The sequence below is a fragment of the Frankia sp. AgB1.9 genome (assembly GCF_016786355.1).
Classification (GTDB): domain Bacteria; phylum Actinomycetota; class Actinomycetes; order Frankiales; family Frankiaceae; genus Pseudofrankia.
Map to the genome: position 1 here is coordinate 41652 of NZ_JADWYX010000031.1, position 26206 is coordinate 67857.

The 26206-nt window shown below is 74.0% G+C and carries 20 protein-coding genes and 1 riboswitch; of the genes, 17 read left to right on the plus strand and 3 right to left on the minus strand.

The genetic code is table 11. The annotated features are described in order from the left end of the window. The first annotated feature begins 74 nt into the window (after positions 1-74). The 9 genes from carA (at position 75) to I6A60_RS14590 (ending at position 13045) form a co-directional block, all read left to right on the plus strand. The gene (gene carA / locus I6A60_RS14550) at positions 75-1253 is read left to right on the plus strand and encodes a glutamine-hydrolyzing carbamoyl-phosphate synthase small subunit (RefSeq protein WP_307873678.1); all 1179 of its coding nucleotides are present in this window, start codon (positions 75-77) and stop codon (positions 1251-1253) included. Next, positions 1253-4576 carry a carbamoyl-phosphate synthase large subunit gene (gene carB / locus I6A60_RS14555; RefSeq protein ID WP_203024546.1) on the plus strand — a complete coding sequence of 1108 codons (3324 nt, stop codon included), beginning with the start codon at positions 1253-1255 and terminating at the stop codon, positions 4574-4576. The genes carA and carB overlap by 1 nt, the downstream gene beginning before the upstream one ends. Positions 4577-4854: 278 nt before the next feature. Continuing rightward, positions 4855-5640 carry an orotidine-5'-phosphate decarboxylase gene (gene pyrF / locus I6A60_RS14560; RefSeq protein ID WP_203024545.1) on the plus strand — a complete coding sequence of 262 codons (786 nt, stop codon included), beginning with the start codon at positions 4855-4857 and terminating at the stop codon, positions 5638-5640. A gap of 245 nt (positions 5641-5885) precedes the next feature. Beyond that, complete coding sequence (mihF, locus tag I6A60_RS14565) at positions 5886-6206, plus strand: integration host factor, actinobacterial type (RefSeq protein ID WP_013422860.1); 321 nt, start codon at positions 5886-5888, stop codon at positions 6204-6206. A gap of 490 nt (positions 6207-6696) precedes the next feature. Continuing rightward, positions 6697-7242, plus strand: coding sequence for a guanylate kinase (gmk, locus tag I6A60_RS14570; protein WP_203024544.1), 546 nt, complete (start codon positions 6697-6699; stop codon positions 7240-7242). Positions 7243-7445: 203 nt separating this feature from the next. After that, a complete protein-coding gene (gene rpoZ, locus I6A60_RS14575) occupies positions 7446-7730 on the plus strand; it encodes a DNA-directed RNA polymerase subunit omega (RefSeq protein ID WP_013422862.1) in 285 nt (94 codons plus the stop codon). Positions 7731-7732: 2 nt separating this feature from the next. Further along, positions 7733-8995, plus strand: coding sequence for a bifunctional phosphopantothenoylcysteine decarboxylase/phosphopantothenate--cysteine ligase CoaBC (gene coaBC, locus I6A60_RS14580; protein ID WP_203024543.1), 1263 nt, complete (start codon positions 7733-7735; stop codon positions 8993-8995). Positions 8996-9112: 117 nt separating this feature from the next. Continuing rightward, positions 9113-10309 (plus strand): methionine adenosyltransferase, encoded by a 1197-nt coding sequence (metK, locus tag I6A60_RS14585; protein ID WP_203024542.1) that lies wholly within the window; start codon positions 9113-9115, stop codon positions 10307-10309. Between the two features lie 261 nt (positions 10310-10570). Further along, entirely contained in the window at positions 10571-13045 is a 2475-nt protein-coding gene (locus I6A60_RS14590; protein WP_203055634.1) for a primosomal protein N', read from the plus strand. 1031 nt (positions 13046-14076) lie between these two features. On the opposite strand, the gene I6A60_RS14595 is transcribed toward I6A60_RS14590, so the two are convergent. Then, positions 14077-15462 carry an RsmB/NOP family class I SAM-dependent RNA methyltransferase gene (locus tag I6A60_RS14595; protein ID WP_238435454.1) on the minus strand — a complete coding sequence of 462 codons (1386 nt, stop codon included), beginning with the start codon at positions 15460-15462 and terminating at the stop codon, positions 14077-14079. A gap of 71 nt (positions 15463-15533) precedes the next feature. After that, complete coding sequence (fmt, locus tag I6A60_RS14600; protein WP_203024539.1) at positions 15534-16472, minus strand: methionyl-tRNA formyltransferase; 939 nt, start codon at positions 16470-16472, stop codon at positions 15534-15536. Positions 16473-16872: 400 nt separating this feature from the next. Between fmt and I6A60_RS14605 the strand changes: the two genes are divergently transcribed. Both I6A60_RS14605 and I6A60_RS14610 read left to right on the plus strand, forming a co-directional pair. Next, a complete protein-coding gene (locus tag I6A60_RS14605) occupies positions 16873-17124 on the plus strand; it encodes a type II toxin-antitoxin system VapB family antitoxin (protein ID WP_203024538.1) in 252 nt (83 codons plus the stop codon). After that, entirely contained in the window at positions 17121-17534 is a 414-nt protein-coding gene (locus I6A60_RS14610) for a type II toxin-antitoxin system VapC family toxin (RefSeq protein ID WP_203024537.1), read from the plus strand. Before I6A60_RS14605 ends, I6A60_RS14610 begins: the two co-directional genes overlap by 4 nt. Positions 17535-17677: 143 nt before the next feature. Here the strand turns inward: I6A60_RS14610 and def are convergent, their stop codons facing one another. Then, positions 17678-18229 carry a peptide deformylase gene (gene def / locus I6A60_RS14615; protein WP_203024536.1) on the minus strand — a complete coding sequence of 184 codons (552 nt, stop codon included), beginning with the start codon at positions 18227-18229 and terminating at the stop codon, positions 17678-17680. A 91-nt stretch (positions 18230-18320) separates the two neighbouring features. Between def and rpe the strand changes: the two genes are divergently transcribed. The 6 genes from rpe to I6A60_RS14645 all read left to right on the plus strand — a co-directional run bounded on the left by rpe (position 18321) and on the right by I6A60_RS14645 (position 25984). Beyond that, entirely contained in the window at positions 18321-19022 is a 702-nt protein-coding gene (gene rpe, locus I6A60_RS14620; RefSeq protein WP_203024535.1) for a ribulose-phosphate 3-epimerase, read from the plus strand. A 1-nt stretch (position 19023) separates the two neighbouring features. Then, the gene (locus I6A60_RS14625) at positions 19024-19494 is read left to right on the plus strand and encodes a dCMP deaminase (protein WP_203024534.1); all 471 of its coding nucleotides are present in this window, start codon (positions 19024-19026) and stop codon (positions 19492-19494) included. A 202-nt stretch (positions 19495-19696) separates the two neighbouring features. Then, positions 19697-19828: riboswitch (FMN riboswitch) on the plus strand. A 158-nt stretch (positions 19829-19986) separates the two neighbouring features. After that, positions 19987-20784, plus strand: coding sequence for a riboflavin synthase (locus tag I6A60_RS14630; protein ID WP_203024533.1), 798 nt, complete (start codon positions 19987-19989; stop codon positions 20782-20784). After that, on the plus strand, positions 20781-22325 hold the full coding sequence (locus I6A60_RS14635; RefSeq protein ID WP_203024532.1) for a bifunctional 3,4-dihydroxy-2-butanone-4-phosphate synthase/GTP cyclohydrolase II: 1545 nt from the start codon (positions 20781-20783) through the stop codon (positions 22323-22325). Before I6A60_RS14630 ends, I6A60_RS14635 begins: the two co-directional genes overlap by 4 nt. After that, entirely contained in the window at positions 22322-22804 is a 483-nt protein-coding gene (ribH, locus tag I6A60_RS14640; protein WP_013422874.1) for a 6,7-dimethyl-8-ribityllumazine synthase, read from the plus strand. The genes I6A60_RS14635 and ribH overlap by 4 nt, the downstream gene beginning before the upstream one ends. Before the next feature lie 2100 nt (positions 22805-24904). Next, positions 24905-25984, plus strand: coding sequence for a chromosome partitioning protein (locus I6A60_RS14645; protein ID WP_203055635.1), 1080 nt, complete (start codon positions 24905-24907; stop codon positions 25982-25984). The last annotated feature ends 222 nt before the right edge of the window (positions 25985-26206 follow it).

The window sequence follows — 26206 nt, forward strand, 5'->3', positions numbered from 1 at the left end:
CGCGGTCGCGGCCGGGAACGGCGTGGTGAGGACGCGGTTTCGGTGACGGAGCTGGCTGTGACACGGAGCGGGCTGTGACGGAGCAGGGAACGAGGGCACAGGTGGGAGCAGGAGTACAGGCCAGGCCAGGGCAGCCGGCCGTGCTGGTCCTGGAGGACGGCCGCGCGTTCGCCGGTGAGGCGTTCGGTGCCGTCGGCGAGACGTTCGGTGAGGCGGTGTTCTCGACCGGGATGACCGGATACCAGGAGACACTGACCGACCCGTCCTACCATCGGCAGGTCGTGGTGATGACCGCGCCGCATATCGGCAACACCGGGGTCAACGACCGCGACTACGAGTCCGACCGGATTCACGTCGCCGGGTACGTGGTGCGCGAGCCGAGCCGGATCACTTCGAACTGGCGCTCGCAGCGCGACCTCGGCGGCGAGCTGGCGAACGCGGGCGTCGTCGGGATCAGCGGGGTCGACACCCGCGCGCTGACCCGCCACCTGCGCGAGCGCGGCGCGATGCGCTGCGGGATCTCCAGCCTCGACGCGAGCGCCCCGGCGCTGCTGGAGAAGGTGCTGGCGAGCCCGGAGATGCTCGGCGCTGACCTCGCGCCGGCGGTGAGCACCCAGGCCCCGTATGTCGTCGCCCCACGCGACGGTGAGCGGCGGTTCCGCGTCGCGGCGCTTGACCTCGGGATCAAGCGCAACACCCCGCTGTCGATGGCGGCCCGCGGCTGCGAGGTGCACGTGCTGCCGGCGACGGCGACCGCGGACGAACTGCTGGCGATCGAGCCGGACGGAGTTTTCTTCTCCAACGGCCCGGGCGACCCGGCGACCGCCGACTACGCCGTGGCCGCGGCGACCGGGGTGCTGCGGGCCGGGGTGCCGCTGTTCGGGATCTGCTTCGGCAACCAGGTGCTCGGCCGCGCGCTCGGCTTCGGGACCTACAAGCTGACCTACGGCCATCGCGGCATCAACCAGCCGGTCAAGGACCTCGCGACCGGCCAGATCGCCGTGACCAGCCACAACCACGGCTTCGCGGTCGACGCGCCCACGGATGGAACGCACGTCGACACCCCGTTCGGCCGGGTCGCCGTCAGCCACATCGCGCTGAACGACGACGTCGTCGAGGGCATCGCCTGCCTGGACGTCCCGGCGTTCAGCGTCCAGTACCACCCCGAGGCCGCGGCGGGCCCGCACGACGCCAGCAGCCTGTTCGACCGGTTCTGCGAGCTCATGGCCTCGGCCGGGAAGGGTGGTGCCTGATGCCGCGGCGCGATGACCTGCGCAGCGTGCTGGTGATCGGCTCCGGTCCGATCGTCATCGGCCAGGCCTGCGAGTTCGACTACTCCGGCACCCAGGCCTGCCGGGTGCTGCAGGCCGAGGGCCTGCGGGTGGTGCTGGTGAACAGCAACCCCGCGACGATCATGACGGACCCGGAGCTGGCCGACGCGACCTACGTCGAGCCGATCACCCCCGAGATCGTCACGAAGATCATCGAGAAGGAGCGCCCGGACGCGCTGCTGGCCACCATGGGCGGCCAGACGGCGCTGAACACCGCGGTCGCGCTCTACGACGCGGGCGTGCTGGATCGGTTCGGCGTCCGGCTGATCGGCGCGAACATCGACGCGATCCGCCGCGGCGAGGACCGGCAGCTGTTCAAGGAGATCGTCGCGACCGTCGGCGGCGAGACCGCCCGCAGCGCGATCTGCGTGACCGTCGAGGAGTGCCTGGCCGCGGCCGACGAGTTCTCCTACCCGGTGGTCGTGCGGCCGAGCTACACCCTCGGCGGCGCGGGCAGCGGCTTCGCCCACGACGCGGACGAGCTGGCCCGGATGGCCTCCGACGGCCTGGCGGCCTCGCCGTCGACCCAGGTGCTGGTCGAGGAGTCGATCCTCGGCTGGAAGGAGTTCGAGCTCGAGCTGATGCGCGACCGCGCCGACAACGTGGTCGTCGTCTGCTCGATCGAGAACGTCGACCCGATGGGCGTGCACACCGGCGACTCGATCACCGTCGCCCCGGCGCTGACGCTCACCGACCGTGAGTACCAGAAGCTGCGCGACCTCGCGATCGCGGTGATGCGCGAGGTCGGCGTCGACGCCGGCGGCTGCAACATCCAGTTCGCCGTCGACCCGCGGACCGGGCGGATCGTCGTGATCGAGATGAACCCGCGGGTGTCCCGGTCGAGCGCGCTCGCGTCGAAGGCGACCGGTTTCCCGATCGCGAAGATCTCCGCGAAGCTGGCGCTGGGCTACACCCTCGACGAGATCCCGAACGACATCACCCGCACCACCCCGGCCGCGTTCGAGCCGACGCTGGACTACATCGTCGTCAAGGTGCCGCGGTTCGCGTTCGAGAAGTTCCCCGGCGCGGACGAGACGCTCACGACGCACATGAAGTCCGTCGGCGAGGCGATGGGCGTCGGGCGCAGCTACGCCGAGGCGCTGCAGAAGGCGCTGCGCTCCCAGGAGCGCCCGGAGCGGGTGTTCTCCTTCGCGGCCCCGGACCGCAAGGCCGCCGACCTGGTCGACGAGGCCAGGGTGCCGCGCGACGGGCGGCTGAAGGTCATGCAGCAGGCGCTGCTGGCCGGCGCGACCGCCGACGAGGTCGTCACGGCGACCGGCATGGACCCGTGGTTCGTGGACCAGCTGGTCTTCATCAACGAGATCGCCGCCGCCACGGCCGCGGCCGGGTCCGACGACGTTCTGGCGGTGCGCCGGGCCAAGCGGGCCGGCTTCTCCGACGTCCAGCTCGCGGAGATCTTCGGCACGACCGAGGAGGACGTCCGGGCCTTCCGGCACGCGCGCGGCATCCGGCCGGTCTTCAAGACGGTCGACACCTGTGCGGCCGAGTTCGCCTCGGCCACGCCGTATCACTATTCGGCATATGACGAGGAGTCCGAGGTCGCGCCGGGAGACAAGCCCCGAGTGATCGTGCTCGGCAGCGGGCCGAACCGGATCGGCCAGGGCATCGAGTTCGACTACGCGTGCTGCCACGCCGTCATGGCGCTGTCGGCCGCCGGCTACGAGACCATCATGGTCAACTGCAACCCGGAGACGGTCTCCACCGACTACGACACCGCCGACCGGCTCTACGTCGAGCCGCTCACGGTCGAGGACGTCCTGGAGGTCGTGCACGCCGAGCAGCAGGCTGGGCCGCTCGCCGGGGTGATCGTCCAGCTCGGCGGCCAGACGCCGCTGGGCATCGCCGCCCGGCTGGAGGCGGCCGGGGTGCCGATCGTCGGCACCTCCCCGGCGGCGATCGACCTGGCCGAGGACCGTGGCCTGTTCGGCGACGTGCTGGCCGCGGCCGGCCTGCCGTCCCCACCGCACGGCGTCGCGACGTCCTACCCGCAGGCGCACGCCATCGCCGAGCGGATCGGCTACCCGGTGCTGGTCCGGCCGAGCTACGTCCTCGGCGGCCGGGGCATGGAGATCGTCTACGACGACGAGATGCTGCGCGACTACATCGAGCGGGCCACCCAGATCTCACCCGAGCACCCGGTGCTGGTCGACCGGTTCCTGGACGACGCGGTCGAGATCGATGTGGACGCGCTGTTCGACGGCGAGGATCTCTACCTGGCCGGCGTGATGGAGCACATCGAGGAGGCCGGGGTGCACTCCGGCGACTCGGCCTGCGCGCTGCCGCCGATCACACTGGGCCGCTCCGAGCTGGACCGGATCCGGGCCTCGACGCTCGCGATCGCCCGGGGCGTCGGGGTGCGCGGGCTGCTGAACGTCCAGTACGCGCTGCAGTCCGACGTGCTGTACGTGCTGGAGGCCAACCCGCGGGCGTCGCGGACCGTCCCGTTCGTCTCCAAGGCGACCGCGGTGCCGCTGGCGAAGGCCGCCGCCCGGGTGATGCTCGGCGCGACCGTCGCGCGGCTGCGTACCGAGGGGCTGCTGCCCGCGTCCGGCGACGGCGCCACGCTGCCGCTGGACTCGCACATCGCCGTCAAGGAGGCCGTGCTGCCGTTCGGCCGGTTCCGGGACGCCGGCGGCCACGGCGTGGACACCGTGCTCGGGCCGGAGATGAAGTCCACCGGCGAGGTGATGGGCATCGACAGCGGCTTCGGGACGGCGTACGCGAAGTCGCAGGCGGCGGCGTACTCGTCGTTGCCGACGTCCGGCCGGGTCTTCGTCTCCGTCGCCAACCGGGACAAGCGGGCGATGATCTTCCCGATCAAGCGGCTGGCCGACCTGGGCTTCACCGTCTACGCCACCGAGGGAACCGCCGCCGTGCTGCGCCGCAACGGGGTGAAGGCGGTCGTCCTGGGCAAGCACCGGGCCCCGGCGGACGGCCTGACCGACTGCGTCGACATGATCAGCTCCCGGCAGCTGGATCTGGTGATCAACACCCCGTGGGGCGTCGGTCCGCGGCTGGACGGCTACGAGATCCGGACGGCCTGCGTCTCGGCCGGTGTGCCGTGCATCACGACGATCCAGGCGGCCGCGGCCTGCGTCCAGGGCATCGAGGCGCTCTCGCGCGGGGAGCTCGGTGTCCGACCGTTGCAGTCGTACCACGCGGAGCTGCACGCCACCTGGGCGGCGGCCACGGGCGGTACCGGTCCGCGTGCGGCGGGGGACTGACTGCGGCCCGCATTCCGTCCCAGCGGACGTCTGGCCCACATCCGGTGTCAGCGGGACGGTCGGCCGGTATTCGGCCTCAGAGGGGGACCTGGCCCGCGTTTGGCTCCTGCGGGCCAGGTCCGCGTTGGATGCTGGAGCGGTTGGCTACCGAGAACATGGCCCGAGGTTGGCCACCGGGAACACATGGCCCGAGGTTGGCCACCGGGAACACATGGCCCGAGGTTGGCCACCGGAAACACATGGCCCGAGGTTGGCCACCGGAAACACAGGGAGCGCGGATGGGTGTCGGGGTGGATGAGGGCCTGCGGACCGGGCGGGCGCCCGTGGCGGTCCCCCTGGACACGTCGGACGTGGCGACCGCGCTGCGCTGGGCGCGGGCCGTGGCGCCGCACGTGGCCGTTCTCAAGGTCGGGATGGAGCTCTTCTACCGGGAGGGCCCCGCGGTCGTCGCCACGCTGCGCGCCGAGGGCCTGCTCGCCGACCCGGGGGAGCCGGGGTCGCCCGACGCGCCAGGGCTCTTCCTTGATCTCAAGCTGCACGACATCCCGGCGACCGTCGCCGGTGCGATCCGGTCGGTCGCCCGGCTGCGGCCTCAGTTCGTCACCGTGCACGCCGCGGGCGGGCCGGCGATGCTGCGCGCCGCCGTCGAGGCCGCGAACGAGGTGGCCGCCGAGGCCGGAACCGCGCCCCTCGCCGTCGCCGGCGTGACCGTGCTGACCTCCCTGAGTGAGGCTGATCTCACCATCGTGGGGCTTGCCGGGCCGGCTCTCGACGCCGCGAGAAGGCTTGCTCGACTGGCCGTCGAGGCTGGTGCCACTGCGCTGGTGGCAAGCCCCTGGGAGGCTGAAAAGCTTCGCGAAGAGGTCGGAAACAATGTGACTCTAATCACTCCCGGGGTGCGCCCGGCGGGCGGTGAACGGGCTGACCAGGCGCGTGTCGCAACTCCGGAGGAGGCCCTCGCGGCCGGGGCCGACCTGGTCGTGATGGGCCGCCCGATCACGGGTGCGGCTGACCCCGGAGCCGTCGCCGCCGCCCTCGCGGCGACCCTCGGCCACCTGCTTTAGGCCTCTGACCTGCATAAACGTCTCGGATGGCCCGGCGGGCCCGGGCGCGGTCGCCACGCGGTGCCGTCACAGCGTGGCGCCGCGCTACGGACTGGCCCCGGTCGGTCGCAACCGGTCCGGTCCGGTGCTCCGATGCGCGTTTCGGGGCGGTAAACCCGCTTCAGGGTGAGGTGACCCCCGCTAGACCAGCGCGACAGTCCTCGCTAGGTTGCGCGTCGCGATCACCCCATTTGAGGAGGCGTACCGTGCCCCTGCCGCCCCTGACGCCCGAGCAGCGGGCAGCCGCTCTCGAGAAGGCCGCGCTTGCTCGCAAGCAGCGCGCGGATCTCAAGGAGCGACTCAAGAAGGCGGAGACGACCCTGGCCGCGGTCTTGACCCAGGCCGAAGAGGACGAGGTCGTCGGCAAGATGAAGGTTTCGGCGGTGCTTGAGGCGCTGCCGGGTGTGGGCCGTGTGCGGGCCCAACGCATCCGGGAGCGGCTCGGTATCAGCCCCACCCGCCGGCTGCGTGGCCTCGGTGCCAAGCAGCGTGCCGCGCTCCTGGAGGAGTTCGGCGCGGCATCCTGATCATCGGTGCCGGCGGCCCGTTCCCGTGTCACAGCGGGGGGCGGGACGCCGGTGGCGGTGACGGGAGTCGAGCGCCTCGGCCAGGTTCACGGCCGAGGACCTCTGGTGGGGTTCTGACCCGGCGAGATTGCTCGCGTCGCCCGGTCAGGCCCTGACACCGCAAGTAGGCCGGTGCCCGCGGGAGCGTCCCAGCATGATCGGGATACTCCCGGGCTCCGGCCGGGGCCGTCCCTCCTGGCCCGCGTCTCCCGAGCCGCGCCCTGGGCGCGACCCGGGACGCACGGCGCGGCGCCAGGCCGGGACAACCTGCTTCGCACCGTGACGCGGTCACGGACGGCCCGGGACGCCGACAGCGGCCCGGGCCGGCGAAGCGCCCGCGCTGGCACGTGAACGCCCGCGTCGGCACGTGGACGCCGGGATCAGGCCGCTGTGGCCGCCGCAGGCGTGAGCTGGCAACCCGGCCTGTTGGTTCACCCCCTAAGGTTGGCCGATGGGACTCACCGTCTTGTCCGGGCCGTCCGGGGTGGGCAAAGGAACCGTCGTCGCCGCCGTGCGCCGGCTTTTCCCCGATGTCTGGGTATCGGTGAGCGCGACGACCCGGTCGCCCCGGCCGGGTGAGACCGAGGGCGTCGAGTACCACTTCGTCGACCGGGACCACTTCGTGCGGATGGCCAAGGACGGCGAGCTGGTCGAGCACGCCGAGTTCGCCGGCAACTGGTACGGCACGCCCCGAGCGCCGCTGGAGCAGCGGCTCACCGCCGGGCTGCCCGCGCTGCTGGAGATCGAGCTGCAGGGTGCCCGCCAGGTCCGTGCGTCGATGCCGTCCGCCCGGTTCGTCTTCCTCACCCCGCCCACCTGGGAGGAGCTCGTCCGCCGGCTGACCGGCCGGGGCACCGAGCCGCCCGCGGTGATCGAGCGCCGTCTCGACCGGGCCCGCGTCGAGCTGGCCGCCGAGAAGGAGTTTGACGCGGTCGTCGTCAACGACGACGTCGAGGCCGCCGCGGCGCGGTTGGTATCCTTGATGACTGACTCATGACAGGCGGCGCCGAGCCGCCCGCGGGGGGCGATCCCCGCACCCCCGAGACACCGCATTTCCGGCAGTACGGCATTTCCTGAAGCACCGCAAGCCCCCGAAACACCGCATGCCCGCGCGACCGGAACACCGTTCGGTGTCGCCCGCCCCACACTCGTGACCGGCCGATCGGAAGCCGATCGACCCGTCCCACCGGAAGGAACACCTTGTCCGGTACGCCGGCCCAGCCCGAGGGCATCACCAACCCGCCGATCGACGAGCTGCTCGAGGCCACTGACTCGAAGTACAGCCTGGTGATCTACGCGGCCAAGCGCGCCCGTCAGATCAACGCCTACTACTCCCAGCTCGGCGAGGGCCTGCTGGAGTACGTCGGCCCGCTGGTGGAGCCGACCAGCGCCCAGGAGAAGCCGCTGTCGATCGCGCTGCGCGAGATCAACGCGGGGCTGCTCACGCACGAGGCGGCTCCCGAGTCGCTGCCGCCCGTCTCCTGACGGTGTCCGGCGCAGCGCCGGACGGCGGTCGTCCGCGCGTCGTCCTCGGGGTGGCCGGTGGCATCGCCGCCTACAAGGCGCTGGAGGTGCTGCGCCGGCTCACCGAGACCGGGCACGACGTCCGGGTGGTCCCGACGCCGGCCGCGCTGCGGTTCGTGGGCGAGACGACCTTCGCCGCGCTGTCGGGCCACCCCGTCCACACCGACGTGTGGGCCGACGCCGACGAGGTCGCCCACGTGCGGATCGGCCGTGAGGCCGACCTGGTGCTCATCGTCCCGGCGACCGCCGACCTGATGGCCAGGGCCGCGGCCGGGCGCGCCGACGACCTGCTCACCGGCACGCTGCTGACCGCCCGCTGCCCGGTCGTCTACGCCCCCGCGATGCACACCGAGATGTGGGAGCACCCGGCGACGAGGGCCAACGTCGCGACGCTGCGCGAACGGGGCGCGGTCGTCATCGAGCCCGCCGTCGGCCGGCTTACCGGTCCCGACTCCGGCGCCGGCCGGCTGCCCGAGCCCGTCGAGATCGCCGCCGTCGCCCGCGCCGTGCTCGCCCTCGGGCCGCGGGCCGCGAGCCCGGACCTGGGCGGCCGCCACGTCGTCGTGAGCGCGGGCGGCACCCGGGAGCACCTCGACCCGGTGCGTTTCCTCGGGAACTCCTCCAGCGGCCGGCAGGGCTACGCGCTGGCCCGCGCCGCCGTCGCCCGCGGGGCCAGGGTGACGCTCGTCGCGGCGAACGTCGCGCTGCCGGACCCGGCCGGCGCGGGCGTCGTGCGGGTCGTGTCCGCGCTCGACCTGCGGGAGGCCGTGCACGCCGCGGCGGCCGACGCCGACGTGGTCGTCATGACGGCCGCCGTCGCCGACTTCCGGCCGGCCAAGCGGGTCGACCACAAGATCAAGAAAGAGGCCGGCGTCCCGGCTCCGGTGGAGCTGGAGGCGAACCCGGACGTGCTCGCCGAGCTGGTCGCCACCCGGGCCACCCGCCCGCCCGGGCAGGTACTGGTCGGCTTCGCCGCGGAGACCGGCGGCCCGGACGGCGACGTGCTCAGCCTGGGCCGGGCGAAACTGGCCCGCAAGCCCGCGGACCTGCTGGTCGTCAACGAGGTCGGCGCGGGCCTCGGCTTCGAGGTCGACCACAACGCCGCGGTGGTCCTGGGATCCGACGGCTCGACGACCACGATCGAGCGCACGACCAAGGACCTGCTGGCCCATCGCGTCCTGGACCTCGTGGCCGCGCGGCTGCGGCGAGATATTTCACCAGTGTGAGCGGCGCTGGGCGCGAGAGTGAAAGCCTGGCCACGTCCGCCGGTAGCGCTCGATGCTCCGCGACGCGCATCGGTAAACTTCGTCGGAATCTGTCGGATCTTTCAGGGAGACCACCAAGTGGCGACGCGCCTGTTCACGTCCGAGTCCGTCACCGAGGGACACCCGGACAAGATCGCTGACCAGATCAGCGACTCCATCCTCGACGCGATGCTCAAGGACGACCCGAAGAGCCGGGTCGCCGTCGAGACGCTGATCACCACCGGTCAGGTGCACGTCGCGGGCGAGGTCACCACCAAGACCTACGTCGACATCGCCTCGGTCGTCCGGGAGAAGATCCTGGAGATCGGGTACGACTCGTCCAAGAAGGGCTTCGACGGGGCCTCCTGCGGCGTCAGCGTCTCGATCGGCTCGCAGTCGCCCGACATCGCGCAGGGCGTCGACGCCGCCTACGAGGCCCGCGTCGAGGGCTCCGTCGAGGACGAGCTCGAGAAGCAGGGCGCCGGCGACCAGGGCCTCATGTTCGGCTTCGCCTGCGACGAGACCCCCGAGCTGATGCCGCTGCCGATCGCGCTCGCGCACCGGTTGGCCCGTCGGCTGTCCGCGGTCCGCAAGGACGGCCAGGTCGGCTACCTGCGCCCGGACGGCAAGACCCAGGTCACGATCGAGTACGTCGACGGCCGGCCGGTCCGGCTCGACACCGTCGTCGTCTCCAGCCAGCACGCGGCCGACATCGACCTCGAGACGCTGCTGGCGCCCGACGTCAAGGAGTACGTCGTCGACCCCGAGCTGGCGACGCTGGAAATCGCCACCGAAGGCGTCCGGCTGCTGGTGAACCCGACCGGCCGCTTCGAGATCGGCGGCCCGATGGGCGACGCCGGCCTGACCGGCCGCAAGATCATCGTTGACACCTACGGTGGCTACGCCCGTCACGGCGGCGGCGCGTTCTCCGGCAAGGACCCGTCCAAGGTCGACCGGTCCGCCGCCTACGCGATGCGCTGGGTCGCCAAGAACGTCGTCGCCGCGGGCCTCGCCACCAAGTGCGAGGTCCAGGTCGCCTACGCGATCGGCAAGGCGCACCCGGTCGGTCTGTTCGTCGAGACCTTCGGCACCGGCGTCGTCCCGGACGAGCAGATCTCCGACGCGATCACCACGGTCTTCGACCTGCGGCCGGCCGCGATCATCCGCGACCTCGACCTGCTCCGCCCGATCTACGCGCCGACCGCGGCGTACGGCCACTTCGGCCGCCCCGAGCTGGACTTCACCTGGGAGTCCACCGGCCGCGCCGAGGCCCTCGCCAAGATCGTCAAGGGCTGATCGGGACGCGCCACCCGCCGCCCCTGACAGGGCTAGCCCCGATTCGGTCTCCTCATGATCGCCGTTTCGGCCCTCTGCTGGTTGTATCCGGGCGTGTTTTACAACCACTAGAGGGCCAGAACGGCAGTCAAGGCGGCTGGCCGACCTTGTCAGGGAGCGGCGAATCGCTCCGACCTCGGCCCGGTCCCACATCGTGGGGCCGGGCCGTCGTACGTCCGGGTGGTGGTAGGCCTGTCTCAGGCGGCTGGTACGAATGCGGGCATGGACCTGCTGCCTGGGCTCGACCTGCCCGGCGGCGACCTGTCCGCGGCCCCGGCGCCGCCCGGCCAGCCGCTGCCTGACGAGCGGTCCCCCGGGAGCCAGCCGCCCGGAAGCCATGCCTCCGCGCGCCGGGCGCCAGGGCGGGCGACGGCCGACGGCGGTGGCCGCACCGCCGAGCCCGCGGGTCAACGGCCGGCTCGCAAGCGCCCGGCCAGCCGGGACGCGGAGATCTCCAGCGAGCTGCCGGTGGCCCGGGTGGCGGCCATGGTCGGGTTCGCCCATCTGGACCGGCCGTTCGACTACCTCGTCCCGGCCTCGATGGCCGCCGGCGCCGTGCCCGGGGCCCGGGTGCGGGTCCGGTTCGCGGGGCGGCTCGTCGACGGCTTCGTGCTGGAGCGGCTGGAGCGCTCGGACCATGACGGCAGGCTCGCCCCGCTGGCCAAGGTGATCTCCCCGGAACCGGTGCTGTCCGCGCCGGTGGCCCGGCTGGCCAGGGCCGTCGCCGACCGCTACGCGGGCACCCTCGCCGATGTCCTGCGCCTCGCGATCCCGCCCCGGCACGCCGCGGCCGAACGGGCGGCCACCGTCCCGACCGCGACCTCCAGGCAACCGGCTCCCTCGGCCACCGAGGCCCCGGGCTCGGCCTCGCTCGAGGCCCCGACGCCGGGCGTGGCCTCGACCGAGGCCCCGACGGGCGCCACGTCGCCGGGCGTGGCCGAACCCGCCGCGGCGCCGGCGCCGGTCGAGCCGGGGGAGTGGCGGCGCTACCCGGCCGGTCCCAGCCTGCTGGCCGCGCTCACCGCGGGACGCGCGCCGCGCGCGGTGTGGTGGGCGCCGCCCGGCCCGGCCTGGCCGGCGATGATCACGACGGCCGCGCGCGCGACCCTGGCTGGCGGGCGCGGCGTCCTGGTGGTCGTCCCGGATCATCGGGACGTCGACCGGCTCGCGGATGTCCTCACCGCGGATCTGGCCGCCGCCGGGGCCGAGAAGCCGCTGGTCGCGGTGCTGCGAGCCGACCTCGGGCCGGCCGAGCGCTACCGCCGGTTCCTGGCCGTGGCCCGGGGCGAGGCCCGGGTCGTGGTCGGTACGCGGGCAGCCGGGTTCGCCCCCGTCGCCGACCTGGGCCTGATCGTCGTCTGGGACGACGGCGACGACCTGCACGCCGAGCCCCGCGCTCCCTACCCACATACCCGGGACGTGGCGGCGCTGCGCAGCCACCTGGAGGACACGGCCCTGCTCGTCGGCGGGCACGCGCCGTCCGCTGATGCCGAGGCGCTGACCCGCTCCGGCTGGGCGCACCCGCTGGTCCTGCCCAGGGGCACGGTCCGGGCGCTGGCCCCGCTGGTCCGGGCGACCGGGTCGGACTGGGAGGCGGCCCGCGACGAGGCCGCCCGGATAGCGCGTATCCCGTCGCTGGCGGCCCGGACAGCTCGGGAGGCGCTGGCCGCCGGCCATCCCGTGCTCGTCCAGGTGCCGCGACGCGGCTACCAGCCGTCGCTCGCGTGCGCGTCCTGCCGCCGCCCGGCCCGCTGCGCGCACTGCCACGGCCCGCTGGGCCGGCCCGCCGGCGGGCGTGTCCCGGTCTGCGGCTGGTGCGGCCGCCCCGCGCCCACGGCGGACACCACCGACGCAGGCGCGGCTGCCGCCGTGGGAACGGCCCGGGCAGGCAAGACGGTCGGTAGAGGCCCGGCGGCACGCTCGGTGCCCGGCGTGTCGTGGGCCTGCCCGGCCTGTGGGGACACCCGCCTACGGGTGTCGGTGACGGGTGACCGGCGCACCGCCGAGGAGCTGGGCCGAGCCTTCCCCGGGGTCGCGCTTCGTACCTCCGGGCGCGACGAGGTGCTCGCCGCGGTCTCGGCGGCCCCCACGCTGGTCGTCGCCACACCCGGGGCCGAGCCGGTCGCCGAGGGCGGCTACGGCGCGGTGCTGCTGCTCGACGGCTGGGCGATGCTCGGCCGCCCCGACCTGCGCGCGGGCGAGGAAACTCTGCGCCGCTGGGCGAACGCTGCCGCGCTCGCGCGGCCCGGGCCGTCCGGCGGCCGGGTCGTGGTCGTCGCCGACGAGGGCTTGGCCCCCGTGCAGGCGCTCATCCGCTGGGACCCGGCCTGGTTCGTCGCCAGGGAGGCGGACGACCGGGCCGAGCTGGGGTTCCCCCCGGCGGCGCGGATCGCGGCCGTCGAGGGCACTGCGCCGACCCTGCGTGAGTTCCTGGCCGCCGCCGCTCTGCCGCCGGACGCCGAGGTGCTCGGCCCGGTGCCGGTCGCCTCGCCGCCTCGCCGCCCCGCCGGCGACCCGGCCACCGGCCAGGGCGGACCCGAGTCCGACGGCGGTCCGCGAGAGCGGCTGCTGGTCCGGGTCCCCCGCAAGGAGGGCGCCGAGCTGGCCGACGCGCTGCGCGCCGCGCACGGCGTCCTCGACGCCCGCCGAGCCGCCGCCGGCCTGCGTGTCCAGCTGGACCCCGTGGTCCTCGGCTGACCTCGGCTGACCTCGGCCCGAGCCAAGCCAGGCCCCGTAACCGAAACCAAGCCGGCCCCTTAGTTTCAGATATCGCGCAAGTGAAACTAGGACGGGAGTGATCTCGGGTCGTGGGTGCCGTCCGCGACGGCGTCGCAGGCCTGGGTGGCGATCGCCTGTCTCGGGGAGGTGGCCGCCTGGTCAGCGGTTGTGTGGCGTGTCAGTTCTGGGAGGTCGGCCTTTCGCGGCTGCCGTTTCCCCTGCGCAATTGGCGATCATCGCGCCCTGGCACCGTCGAGGTTGTTCATGATCGCGGGTTGGGCAGGGGAAATCGTCGCCCGATGCCCCGTTTTGTCGTATTTATTCCTGCACATCTGGCGATCATGACTGTTACCTGCCGCCGGACAGTTCGAAGATCGCCAGATGCGCAGGCGAACCGGGCGCGCGGACCCCGACCGCCCGACTGACCGACGACCCGCCCACCGCGCAACCGCCACCCAGGGCGCCCCGGCGCCCGAGGTATTCCGCAGGGCGGCTGATCTCCGCGTTCCGCAGGGCGGCTGATCTGCGCGTTCCGCGGGACGGTGGATCTGCGCGTTCCGCGGCTCCTTGACGGTTTCGATGCCAGGCCGGCGATCATCGGCGGTCGGTGGCCCGGTCACCCATCATGATCGCCAGTCTGGTATCGAAACCGTCGCCCTGCGCCCGGTATGCGCCTTTTATCCATACCAGGTCTGCGATCTTGTAGGTCGTGTCGGCCGGACATCGCCGAAGATCCACGACTGGGTATGGAAATCGGCGCCACCCCCGACCTGACGACCGACCGGCGGTGCGGCCCCGCCCCAGCCCCGCCCGACCCCCGCTCGCAGGAAGGCCCGGACCAGGCTCCCGTCCCACCCGCTGGCGACGTGCGGCGCCCAGTCCCTCGATCGCGGGCCACCCGACCGGTCATGATCGCTGTTTCGGCCCCGCTGTGGTCCTGTTCGGCGCCATTTTGCGACCATCGGAGGGCCCGATCGCCGATCACTGGCGCCGAGGTGGCGCCAGCGCGGTCAGCTGTCCCGGCGCAGCAGCGCGAGGAACATCGCGTCGGTGCCGTGGCGGTGCGGCCACAGCTGTACGAACGGGCCGTCGCCGAGTGCGGGGACGCCCGGCAGGGACTGACGGGCGTCGAGCAGGGTGACGGCGTCGTGCTGCTCGACCACCGAGGCGACCACCTCGACGGACTCCGCTGGGTGCGGCGAGCAGGTCACGTAGGCGACGACCCCGCCGGGCCGGACCAGATCGAGCGCGCTGACCAGTAGCTGGCGCTGCAGCCGGGCGAGTGTGGTCGCGTCGGAGGCGAGCTTGCGCCAGCGGGCCTCCGGCCGGCGACGCAGCGCGCCCAGGCCGGTGCACGGCGCGTCCACGAGCACCCGGTCGACGCGGCCAGCCGGCAGCGGTGGATACCGTCCGTCGGCCCGCACCGCGAACGCGCCCGGCCGGCCGGCCAGCGCGGCGGCGACGAGACCCGCGCGCGACGCCCGCGGCTCGAAGGCCAGCAGCGCCGGCTCCGGCAGCCCGAGGGTCTCGCCGACCTGGCCCGAGGTGAGAAGCGCGGCCAGCAGCGCCGCCTTGCCGCCGGGGCCGGCGCACAGGTCGACGGTGACGCCGCTGTCCGGGCCGGCCGTCGGGGTGCGGGCCAGCGCCAGCGCCACCAGCTGGCTGCCCTCGTCCTGCACGGCGGCCCGCCGGGCGGCCACCGCCGGCAGCGTGCCGGGGTCGCCCCCGGCGAGGACGACGGCGAACGGCGAGTAGCGGCCCGGCTCGCCGGCGAGGCCGGCCTCGTGCACCTCGGCGAGCAGCTCGTCCCGACTCAGCTGGTCCGGCGGGGCGACCAGGTGGACGGCCGGGCGGGTGTCGTCGGCCTGCAGCGCCGCGCGGGTCTCGTCGAGGTCACCGTCGAGCGCGTCGGCGAATACCTCGACGATCCAGCGCGGATGGGCGGTCACCACGGCGAGGTGGCCGAACGGGTCGCGGTCGAAGGCGGGCGCGGACAGCATCGTGGCGATGTCGCCGCCGGTCTCGGCCACCCGGTCGGCGACCCGGCGCAGCACCGCGTTCGCGAACCGGACCGGCCGCTCGCCGGCGGTCGCCCGAACCAGGTCGACGGTGGTGCCGACGGCGGCCCGCGCCGGGACCCGGGTCCGCAGCAGCTGGTAGGTGCCCAGGCGCAGCGCGTCCCGCAGGCCGGGGTCGACGGTGGCGACGGGCCGGCTGGTGACCGTGTCGAGCAGGCCGTCGAGCAGGCCCTGGGCGCGCAGCGCGCCATAGGTCAGCTCGGTGGCGAAGCCGCGGTCCCGGCCGGTGAGCCGGCGCTGGGCGAGCAGGCTCGGCAGCAGCAGGTTCGCGTAGGCGCCGCGTTCGTCGACCGCCCGCAGCACCTCCCAGGCGAGCATCCGCGCGTCGTCGACCTTGGCCGTCGGCGGCCCGCCTCCGGCGCTGGGACGGGGCCGGCCGGTGGGACTGGTCACGCGAAGGCCTCGCCGTCGGTGGGGCGGATACCGCGGGCCCAGGCCGCGGCGGGCATCGGTGCCTTGCCTTCCGGGCGGACCTCGCCGAGCAGCACCGCGGTGGTTCCGGTGCCGACCGCGACGGTGTCCTTACCCGCGATGACGAGCTGCCCCGGTGGCAGTGGGGTCTGGACAGCGCCGGCGGCCGGGCGGACCGGGGCGAGCTTCACCCGGGCGTCCCGGAAGGTCGTCCAGGCGCCGGGTGCCGGGGTGGCGGCCCGGACCAGCCGGTCGATCGCGAAGTCGGGCAGCGTCCAGTCGACCCGGACCTCCTCGACCGTGAGCTTGGGGGCGATCGTGACGCCGTCGGCCGGCTGCGGCCGCGGCTCCAGGACGCCGTCCTCGATCCCGTCCATGGTCGCGAGCAGTAGCTCCGCGCCGACGACGGCGAGCCGTTCGAGCAGGTCGCCGGAGGTGTCGCGGGGGCGGACCCGTTCGGTCAGGGTGCCGAAGACCGGGCCCGAGTCGAGGCCCTCCTCGATCTGGAAGACGCTCGCGCCGGTGATGTCCTCGCCGGCCAGGACCGCCCGCTGGACCGGCGCCGCGCCACGGTAGGCGGGCAGCAGCGAGAAGTGCAGGTTGACCCAGCCGTGCCGGGGGATGTCCAGCGCCGCCTTGGGCAGCAGTGCGCCGTAGGCGACGACCGGGGCGCAGTCCGCGGCGATCGCGGTGAGGCGGCTCAGGAAGTCCGGGTCGCGAGGCCGCTCCGGCGCGAGGACCTCCACGCCGGCCTCGTCCGCCAGCTCGGCGACCGGGGACCGGGCGATGTGGCGGCCCCGGCCGGCAGGCCGGTCCGGCCTGGTCACGACGGCGGCCACCTCGTGGCGCGGGCTGTCCAGCAGCCGGCGCAGGCTCGGGATGGCCACCGCCGGTGTGCCGGCGAAGACGAGTCGCATGTAGCCGCACCGATCCGCCGGGCGCGCGGGGTCACGCCGCTGCCTCGGCCCGTTTCAGAGTTCGTGGATGTCCATCGTGGCGAAAGACGAAACCCTAACCTAGCGGCGCCGAGCCACCCCGACCCTCTCCGGACGCGCGCGATCTCGGCGTCACAGGCCTCTACCTGGTCCGGACCAGGGGCCGGTGTGGCACCGGGGACGTGGACCTGTCCGGCCGCCTCGCCCGCGAGCCGGATTCCGTCTGCCGCGTTTGCTACTGTTTGGTTAGTCAGTGTCTGACCCAACAGTCAGGTCCGAACTCCGTTCCTCGATGCGGGACGGCCTAGGAGGTACCATGGTGGAACTTCTCGCTACCAGGGTGGAACGACACCGTGGAGTATCGGCCCGGGGGTCGGGTGTCATGGCGCTGAACATCAAGAACGACGAGGCCCAGCGTCTCGGTCGTGAGCTCGCCGAGCTCACTGGCGAGAGCATCACCACCGCCGTCATCGTGGCGTTGCGTGAACGGCTAGAGCGGGTGCGTGCCGGTGGCGAGCCACCGGAGCAGCGGGCGGACCGGATCGTCGGTCTCGGCCGCCAGATCGCGGCGGCGCTGCGCTCCCACGAGATGACCGTCGAGGATCTCTACGACGACCGTGGCCTGCCCGCATGATCGTCGATTCGTCGGCGCTTGTCGCCATCACGCGGGCTGAGCCGGACGCGGGCCGCTTCGCCGCCGCGCTGGTGGCGGCGCGGACACCCGCGATGTCAGCGGTGAACTACGTGGAGGCCGCCGTGGTGATCGACTCCGCACGTGACCCTGTCGCCAGCCGTCGGTTTGATGAACTCATCAGAGCCGCCGACATCGAGGTCGTCCCGGTGACCGTGGAGCAGGCGATGCTGGCCAGGCGGGCATACCAGGACTTCGGGCGGGGCAGCGGCAGTCCCGCGCGGCTCAACTTCGGCGACTGCTTCGCCTACGCGCTCGCGTCGGTCCGCCGCGAACCGCTCCTCTTCAAAGGAGACGACTTCACTCACACCGACCTGGCCGCGGCGGATCTCCCGGCGATGGGGGAGAGCTGACCTCGCTCGGCCGCGCTGCGTCAGCCCAAGATCGCCGTTTCGGCCCTCGACTGGTCGTAGCCCGGGCCGGATCGTGACCGCGCGAGGGCCAAAACGGCGATCACCCCGGTGATCACCGTGCTGGGCCGGGCTGTTCGGCCGGTCTAGACGGCGCGGCCGAACAGGGGGTGTGGGGAGGCCTTGACCACGGGGGTGGGCTCGTTCGCCCACTCCGCCTCGCGGATGGCCTTCATCGCGGCCTTCTTGGTCTCGCGGTCCAGCTTGTCGATGAACAGGATGCCGTCGAGGTGGTCGGTCTCGTGCTGCAGGCAGCGGGAGACGATGCCGGAGCCCTCGACCTGGACCGGGTCGCCGTACATGTTCTGGCCGATCGCGAGCACCCGCTCGGGCCGCTTCAGCTCGAACGACAGGCCGGGCAGCGACAGGCAGCCCTCCTCGCCGTCCTGCAGCTCCTCGGAGAACGGGCCGAGCACCGGGTTGATCAGGTGGTCGACCTCGTCGTCGTCGTCGAGGAAGGTGAAGACCCGCAGCGAGACGCCGAGCTGCGGCGCGGCGAGGCCGGCGCCGCTGGCCTCCCACATCGTCTCGCCGAGGTCGTTGACGAGCTTGCGCAGCTCCTTGTCGAAGGTCGTCACCTGCTCGGCCTTCGTCCGCAGGACCGGATCTCCGAAGAGGCGAATGTCACGGACGGCCAAGACGGAACTCCTTCAACGAGCGGATTAGCTCCATGCTACGGCCGGGCAAGCGTCCCGACGGCCGTCCCGGCGCCCGTCATACCCTCGCAGGGTGGCCATCGCGCAGATCTATCCCAGCCTGCTCGCCGCGGACTTCGGCCGGATCGCGGACGCGGCCCAGGCGGTCGAGGGCCGGGCGGACTGGCTGCACGTCGACGTCATGGACTACCACTTCGTCCCCAACCTGGCCTTCTCCGGCGACACCGTCACCGCGCTGCGCGCCGTGACCGAGACGCCGCTGGACTGCCACCTGATGATCTCCGACCCGGACCGCTGGGCCCCGGGCTTCGCGGAGCGGGGCGCGGCGAACGTCACCATCCACGCCGAGGCGGTCGAGAACCTGCCGCGGACCACCGAGGCGATCCGGGCCGCCGGTGCCCGCACCGGTCTCGCCGTCAAGCCGGCCACGCCGGTCGAGGGCTACGCCGACGACCTGCACCGCTTCGACCTGCTGCTGCTGATGACGATCGAGCCGGGCTTCGGCGGCCAGACCTTCATGGACAGCGTGCTGCCCAAGATCCAGGCGGCCAGGCGGCTGCTGGACCAGCGCGGCCTGGACCTGTGGCTGCAGATCGACGGCGGCGTCAACGCGGAGACGATCGAGCGGGCCGCCGCCGCCGGGGTGGACGTGTTCGTCGCCGGCACCGCCGTCTACGGCCTCGCGGACCCGGGCGCGGCTGTCGAGGCGCTGCGGGCGCAGGCGCTGCGCGCGGCGCCGCGGCTCTCGGCGCCCGACCGGGAGACGACGGCCTGACGTGGCCACCGAGACGGACGCGGGCGACGTCGACGGGCGCTGGCTGGAGTACGCCGTCGAGCTGGCGCTGCGCTGCCCGCCGGCGCGGACGGCCTTCTCGGTCGGCGCGGTGATCGTCGGCCCGGACGGGGAGACGGTGCTCGCCGAGGGCTGGTCCCGGGCGGGCGACCCGCGCGACCACGCGGAGGAGGCCGCCCTGCGCGGCTTCGCGCCCGGCGACCCACGGTTGGCCGGCGCCACCCTCTACAGCTCGCTGGAGCCGTGCAGCGCGCGGGCCTCCAGGCCGCGGACCTGCACCGAGCTGACGCTGGCCGCCGGGATCGGCCGGGTCGTGTTCGCCTGGCGCGAGCCCGCGCTCTTCGTCGACTGCCAGGGCGCCGAGCTGCTCGCCGCCGCGGGTGTCACGGTCGTCGAGCGGCCAGACCTCGCGGCCGGGGTACGCGCGGCTAACGCCCACCTGCTCGCCGACTGACGTCGACGGCGACCGGTCGACGTGGCGCCGGGTGAGGTTCGTCACCCGACTGTTACCGCTGAACCTCGCAAATGTGTCTACTGCGGCATATCTGGCCGGTGAGCTGCCGCGTTGGCCCGGCTTGTGTGCCAGACTTACCAGTAGGCAAGTTCCAACACCTCCCAGCCGCGGCCACAACCGTCGGCGGGGAGACCACAGCAGCACGCGCGCTCCGGGGTCGGTGAAATTCCGAGCCGGCGGTAACAGTCCGCGACCCGTCCCACCGTTGGTGGGCGGTGGACCTGGTGGAATTCCGGGACCGACGGTGAAAGTCCGGATGGGAGGCAGCGCGCGGGGCCCCGTGGCGCTGGGCGGATCCGTTCCGGCCGGCGTGCGTCGCGGCGTCGGCATCCGGCGATGCGCCGGATGGCCCGGTGCCGCCCGTGGACCCTGCGTGACGTCCTTCCCTCGCTCCCCCCGGCTCGGGCGCCGGACGGGAAGGACGCAGGTCGGATGTTCACCGGCATCGTCGAGGAACTCGGCACTGTCGCAGCGGTCATCGAGCACGCGACCGCGGCCGAGCTGACCATCGGCTCCACGGCCGTACTGGAAGATGTGCGCCACGGCGCGTCGATCGCCGTCAACGGCGTCTGTCTCACTGTCACGTCCTTCACGCCGCCGGGCGAGGTCGATCCGCGCACCGGTACCCGCGTCTTCACCGCCGACGTGATGCTCGAGACGCTGCGGCGCTCGGCGCTCGGCGCGCTGACGGCCGGCGACCGGGTCAACCTGGAACGGCCGGTGCGCCTCGCCGACCGGCTCGGCGGCCACCTGGTCCAGGGGCACGTCGACGGCGTCGGCACGATCGCCGACCGGGCGCCGGACGAGCACTGGGAGGTCGTGCGGATCGCGCTGCCGGCCGGGCTCGACCGCTACCTCGTCGAGAAGGGCTCGATCACCGTCGACGGCGTGAGCCTCACCGTCGTCGACGTCACACCCGCCACCGCCGACGTGCCCGCGTCCTTCACCGTGAGCCTGATCCCGACGACGCTCGCCGACACGACGCTGGGCGCCCGGAATGTTGGCGCGCCGGTGAACCTTGAGGTCGACGTCGTCGCCAAGTACGTGGAGAAGCTCGCCGCTCCCGTCCTCGGCCAGGTGGCCGGCGCGGTTCTCGGCCAGCTGCCCACCACGGTGGGGCGGCTGGACCCGTCCCCGCTGTTGCCAGCACCACCCGTCGGCCCGCCGCGGGCGGACTCGCCCGAGGCCGCCCGCCCGACGGTCGCCAGCCTGAAGGGAGCCGACCGATGAGCGCGACCACCGTGTGCGCGACACCGCCAGCCGAGGATCTGACCAGCGCCTTCGGCACGGTGGAGGACGCGGTGGCCGCGATCCGCGCCGGCCAGGCGGTCGTCGTCGTCGACGACGCGGACCGGGAGAACGAGGGCGACCTGATCTTCGCCGCCGAGATGGCGACGCCGGAGCTGGTCGCGTTCATGGTGCGGCACACCTCCGGGGTGATCTGCGCGCCGCTGACCGAGCACGAGACCGACCGGCTCGACCTGGGCCAGATGGTCCCGACGAACACCGAGCGGATGGGCACGGCCTTCACCGTGTCGGTCGACGCCCGCGAGGGCGTCAGCACCGGGATCTCCGCCGCCGACCGGGCCCACACGCTGCGGCTGCTCGCCGGCGCGGCGACCGTGAGCACCGACCTGTCCCGGCCCGGCCACATCTTCCCGCTGCGTGCCCGCGAGGGCGGCGTGCTGCGCCGCCCCGGCCACACCGAGGCGGCCGTCGACCTGGCCCGGCTCGCCGGGCTGCGGCCCGCCGGGGCCATCTGCGAGATCGTCAACGACGACGGCACGATGGCCCGACTGCCCCAGCTCGTCGTCTTCGCGCGCGAGCACGGGCTGGTCCTCATCTCGATCGCGGATCTCGTCGCCTACCGGCGGCGTACCGAGATGCAGGTCGTCCGCGTCGCGGAGGCGAGCCTGCCGACCAAGTACGGCGCCTTCCGCGCGGTCGGCTACCGGGGCACGCTCGACGGCGTCGAGCACGTCGCGCTCATCCGCGGCGACATCGGAGACGGCACCGACGTGCTGGTCCGGGTGCACAGCGAGTGCCTCACCGGCGACGTCTTCGGCTCGCTGCGCTGCGACTGCGGCACCCAGCTGGACGCCGCGCTGCGGATGGTCGCCGCCGAGGGCCGCGGCATCGTGCTCTACATGCGCGGGCACGAGGGCCGGGGCATCGGCCTCATGCACAAGCTCGCCGCCTACCAGCTGCAGGACGCCGGGCACGACACCGTGGACGCCAACCTGGCACTGGGCCTGCCGGCCGACGCCCGGGACTACGGCATCGGCGCGCAGGTCCTCGTCGACCTGGGCGTGCGGGGGATGCGCCTGCTCACCAACAACCCGGCCAAGCGGTCCGGGCTGGAGGGCTACGGGCTGAGCATCGTCGAGCGGGTCCCGCTGCCGGTCGCGCACACACCGGAGAACCTGCGCTACCTCACCACCAAGCGGGACCGGATGGGCCACGACATTCCCGGCCTCCCCGAGCTGCCCGAGGTGGTGGCCGACGCGGTCGCGGAGGCGGTCGCCGCCGCGGTGCCCGCCGTCCCGGTCAAGGTGGTCGCACAGGCCGTGGCCGAGGCGGTCGCCACGGCCGCCGACGTCCTCGACGCTGACGCCGACGCCCGCGGCGAGGCGGCCGACGGCGCGGCCCCCGGGCGTGGGAACGTCAACGGCACCAGTGGCAATGGCACCAGTGGCAACGGGCGAGTTCGAGGGCGGCTCACCGGTCACCGTCGGGTGGCCGAGGCCAGCCGAGGAGGGGACGGTCGGTGAGTGGGTTCGGGGCACCACAGGAGGTGCTGCCGGAGGCGTCCGAGGTACGCCTCGGGATCGTCGCCACCCGGTGGCACAGCGAGATCACCGACGCGCTGCTGGAGGGCGCGCTGCGCGCCGCGCAGGACGTGAAGCTCGTGGTCGAGCCGACAGTCGTCCGGGTGGCCGGCGCCGTCGAGCTGCCGGTCGTCGCCGACCGGCTGGCGGCCCACCACGACGCGGTGGTCGCGCTCGGGGTGGTCATCCGCGGTGGCACCCCCCATTTCGACTACGTCTGCAAGTACGTCACCGAGGGCCTGCTGCGGGTCAGCCTCGACAACGGCGTGCCAGTCGGCTTCGGCGTGCTCACCTGCGACACGGTCGAGCAGGCCAGGGACCGGGCCGGCCTGCCCGGATCCGTGGAGGACAAGGGCCGCGAGGCGGCCCTCGCGGCGCTTGAGACCGCCCTCGTGCTCACCGAGCTCCAACCGCTCGCCTGAGGCCGATTTCTCGCTTCTTTCGCCACGAGCTGGGTGACCAGGACAACGCGGACGCCATCGGACTTGTCTGACGGGGTGCGACGAGAGACCGTGTTGTCTCGGTGTATCGGTCTCCTTGCGTTGCGGCGCCGAACGTGGGTCAGCGGTGATAGTTGACCCCGTGGTTGCGCAGGGGGCGGTATCGGCTGGGGAGCGGGGTGACGTGGCGTGCGCGTGGCGTCGGTGACGGGCGACGGCGACGGCGAGCCGGCCTCGACCCCGTCGGGCCAGGCCAGACCCGGTGAGTACGGGTCTCCCGAGCCCGCGGACGAGTCTGGCGACACCGGCGACGGCGGGACCGTGACGGTTCCGGCGCCCGGTGGGGGCGGCGACGCTCGCCCGGTCTCGCTGCTGGGCATGCGCCTGTCGGACGGGACCGGCGAGCGCGCGATGGTACGTCGTCCGTCGGCGCGGGCCCGCGCCACCGCCTCGAACCCCCGGGCCGGGGACCGTCGCCTCGCGGCCGTTCCCCTGGACCGTGACCCGTCGTCGGCCGCCTCCCACTCGGCCGCCTCCCACCCGACCGGCTCCCACCCTGCCGTGGCCTCGTCGCCGCCGGCGTCCGCGGTGCCGCCGAGGCCGGCGCGCCCGGCAGTGGCCCCGCCGGCCCGGCCCGCCCCGCCGGCTCGGCCCGCGTTGCCGCCATCGGCGGCGGTGGCGCCTCCGGTCCGCGCTGTCGAGGGCCCAGCGCCGACGGGCGCCTCGGCGAGCCCTGGCCCGTCCGCCCGGGCCGACGGGCCGCCCGCGCCTCTGGCCGTGGGCGGGTGGGTCCCCGACGTCGGGCTCGTCCCGGCTCCGGCGCACCGGCCGCGCGGCTCCTGGTGGGGACCGCCCGGCTCGGCGCGGGCTGCTGACGCCGAGGCCGCCGTCTCGCCAGTCACCCACTCCGACGGGCCGGCCGCTGCGCCCGATCCCACCCGTCAGCCTGACCACGCTGTTAGGCCCGACGGCGACGCTGCTAGGCCCGACGGCGCTGTCAGGCCCGACGACGAGGCGGGGGAGCCCGGCGGCGCGGTGGCACGGGACGACGCCGTTGTGCGGGACGACGCCGTTGTGCGGGACGACGCCGTTGTGCGGGACGACGCCGTTGTGCGGGACGACGCCGTTGTGCGGGACGAACTGGTCGCGCGGGACGCCGGGGTGCCTGATCGTGCCGGTTCGCCCGATGGTGCCGGTTCGCCCGGCTTCGCGTTGCCGGGTGACCTCGGGACGCCCACTGATCTCAGAACGCCGGTTGATCTCACGCCATGGTCTGACCGCGCCACGCCGTCCGATGCCGCCGCGTCGACGGATTCCGCGTCGGCGCGGGAACCGTTTGGGCCGCCAGGCCCCGACGGGTGGCCGGACAGCCTGGACCAGAGCGGCTATGCCGCCTGGCTTCAGCCAGGAGACCCCGCCTCGCCCGCGGCGTCAGCTTCGCGGGCGACGGCAGATCCGCGGGCGACGGCGGCTGGGCCGGGGACGCCGCGGGTCAGTCAGCCGGGCTCGGACCGGTCCGGCCAGCCCGGCGACGACGCGGCGAGCCCGGCCGGCGGCGAGGACCCGCCGCGCGTCTGGTTCGGCTACGGCCCACCGCGCCCGACGTTCCCGCCGCCCGGCGAGGCGCCCGAGGGCCCACCCCTGCCATCACCCGCGCCGAGTCGATCCGTCCCGGTCGTCTACCCACCGCCGGCCGTGGTCGGACCCGGGCCCGCCCGGCCGTCGGCGCCTCCGCCCGCGCACCCACCGGTGGTCCCACCACCCGGTCCGGCCACGCCGTCGCCCTGGCCCGTGCCGGGGCAGCAGGCCCACCTGGCTGGGCAGCCTGCTCACCCAGCGGCCCACCCGGCGCTGCCAGAGGGGCGACCGGTTCGCCCGGCGCTGCCGGAGGCAGCCAGCCCGCCGGCTTCCGCCGCGCCCGCGCCCGTGCCCGCCTGGCCGCTGCCGGCCTGGCCGGTGCCCGAGGTGCCTGGGTCGGCCTGGCCCGCGCCGGGCGGGTCCACGCCCGCCTTTGCGTGGGATGCGTCGCCGCGTCAGGCCGCGGGGTCGCCGGAGGCGTTCGCGGCCGCGTGGCGGCGCGGGATGGAACTCGCGGGGCGCGGAGTTCTCGCCCCCGTCCCGGCGACTCGGGTGGACGGTCGACGGGTGCTCGTCGGCGGCTTCGGTGGCGGCAGCGGGCGGACCACCGTGGCGGTCGGGCTCGGGATGGCGCTGGCCGCGCTGCGGGGTGGCCGGGTGGTCGCCGTCGACGCCTGCCCCGACCAGGGCGGGCCGCTCGCCGACCGCGCCGGCGTGCCCGGCCGCGGCGTCGGCCTGCGCGAGCTTGCCGCGACCCCGTCGGTCGGGTCGCTCACGGAGGCCCGCCGATTCCTGGCGACGGCCGGTGATTCCGGTCTGGAGGTACTGCCCGGGCTGCGCGACCTCACCGGTCCCGGGCTGACCGCCGCGGAGGCGGCCTGGGTGGTCGACCTGCTCGAACGGCTCTTCCCGACGCTGGTCATCGACGGCCCGCCCGGCTGGACCCAGCCCGTGCCGGCGGTGCTGCTGGCCCGCGCGGACACCGTCGTGCTCACCGCGCGGGCCGAACCGGTCACGCGCAACCGACGGGGCCTCGCGCGGCCGGCTGGTGCCGAGCCGACGCGGTTCACCGAGGTCGGAGCCGCTCAGGACGCGCTGACCGCGTTGGCCTCGGCACGGGCCGACCTGCCGGGCGGTGCCGTCGTCGCCTACGTCGAGACGACGCCCGGGTCCGCCGGACCGGCGTCGGGCCGCCCGGGGTCGCGGGGCCGCGCCCCCGTCCGCCGCGGGGCGCCGGCGCCCCCGGCGCGGGGGGGGGCCGGGCACCCGCCCGTGACGATCCCGTTCGACCCGACGCTTTCCGGTGGCGCGCCCCTGGTCTGGGAGCGGTTGCGCCCCCGGACCCGGGAGGCGTTCATGCTGCTCGCCGAGACGGTCGACGAGGCCCCGCTCGGCCCCGTGGACCCGACTCGGGCCGAGGCGCAGGCCCGTGCCCAGGGTCAGGCACGGTCCCAGGGTCAGGCACGGTCCCAGGGTCCGGCGATCTCGGGCCCGCAGGCCCGACCTCGCTCTCGGTCGCGGCTCGATCCGCCTGACACGCCCACGGTGCCCAGCTCGCGCGCCGACCGTCCGCCCCGCCCCTGAACCGTCCACCAGGTATCTGAGTCGGTCCGCCACGTCCCTGAACGGTCCGCCACGTCCCTGAACGGTCCGCCACGTCCCTGAACGGTCCGCCACGTCCCTGAACGGTCCGCCAGGTATCTGAGACGGTGCGCCACGTCAGTGACAGAACATGCTGTCCGCCAGGACTTCCGTCAGCGCTAGCCATGCGCTCGGTGGTGGTGCGCCTGGCCCCCGGCGCCGACT

What these genes read in the sequence shown, in the direction of transcription:
- carB (WP_203024546.1), top strand. Translation starts at nt 1,253, where the DNA reads ATGCCGCGGCGCGATGACCTGCGCAGCGTGCTGGTGATCGGCTCCGGT.
- pyrF (WP_203024545.1), top strand. Translation starts at nt 4,855, where the DNA reads ATGGGTGTCGGGGTGGATGAGGGCCTGCGGACCGGGCGGGCGCCCGTG.
- gmk (WP_203024544.1), top strand. Translation starts at nt 6,697, where the DNA reads ATGGGACTCACCGTCTTGTCCGGGCCGTCCGGGGTGGGCAAAGGAACC.
- I6A60_RS14590 (WP_203055634.1), top strand. Translation starts at nt 10,571, where the DNA reads ATGGACCTGCTGCCTGGGCTCGACCTGCCCGGCGGCGACCTGTCCGCG.
- I6A60_RS14595 (WP_238435454.1), bottom strand. Translation starts at nt 15,462, where the DNA reads ATGCTCGCCTGGGAGGTGCTGCGGGCGGTCGACGAACGCGGCGCCTAC.
- fmt (WP_203024539.1), bottom strand. Translation starts at nt 16,472, where the DNA reads ATGCGACTCGTCTTCGCCGGCACACCGGCGGTGGCCATCCCGAGCCTG.
- I6A60_RS14605 (WP_203024538.1), top strand. Translation starts at nt 16,873, where the DNA reads ATGGCGCTGAACATCAAGAACGACGAGGCCCAGCGTCTCGGTCGTGAG.
- I6A60_RS14610 (WP_203024537.1), top strand. Translation starts at nt 17,121, where the DNA reads ATGATCGTCGATTCGTCGGCGCTTGTCGCCATCACGCGGGCTGAGCCG.
- I6A60_RS14630 (WP_203024533.1), top strand. Translation starts at nt 19,987, where the DNA reads ATGTTCACCGGCATCGTCGAGGAACTCGGCACTGTCGCAGCGGTCATC.
- I6A60_RS14635 (WP_203024532.1), top strand. Translation starts at nt 20,781, where the DNA reads ATGAGCGCGACCACCGTGTGCGCGACACCGCCAGCCGAGGATCTGACC.
- I6A60_RS14645 (WP_203055635.1), top strand. Translation starts at nt 24,905, where the DNA reads ATGGAACTCGCGGGGCGCGGAGTTCTCGCCCCCGTCCCGGCGACTCGG.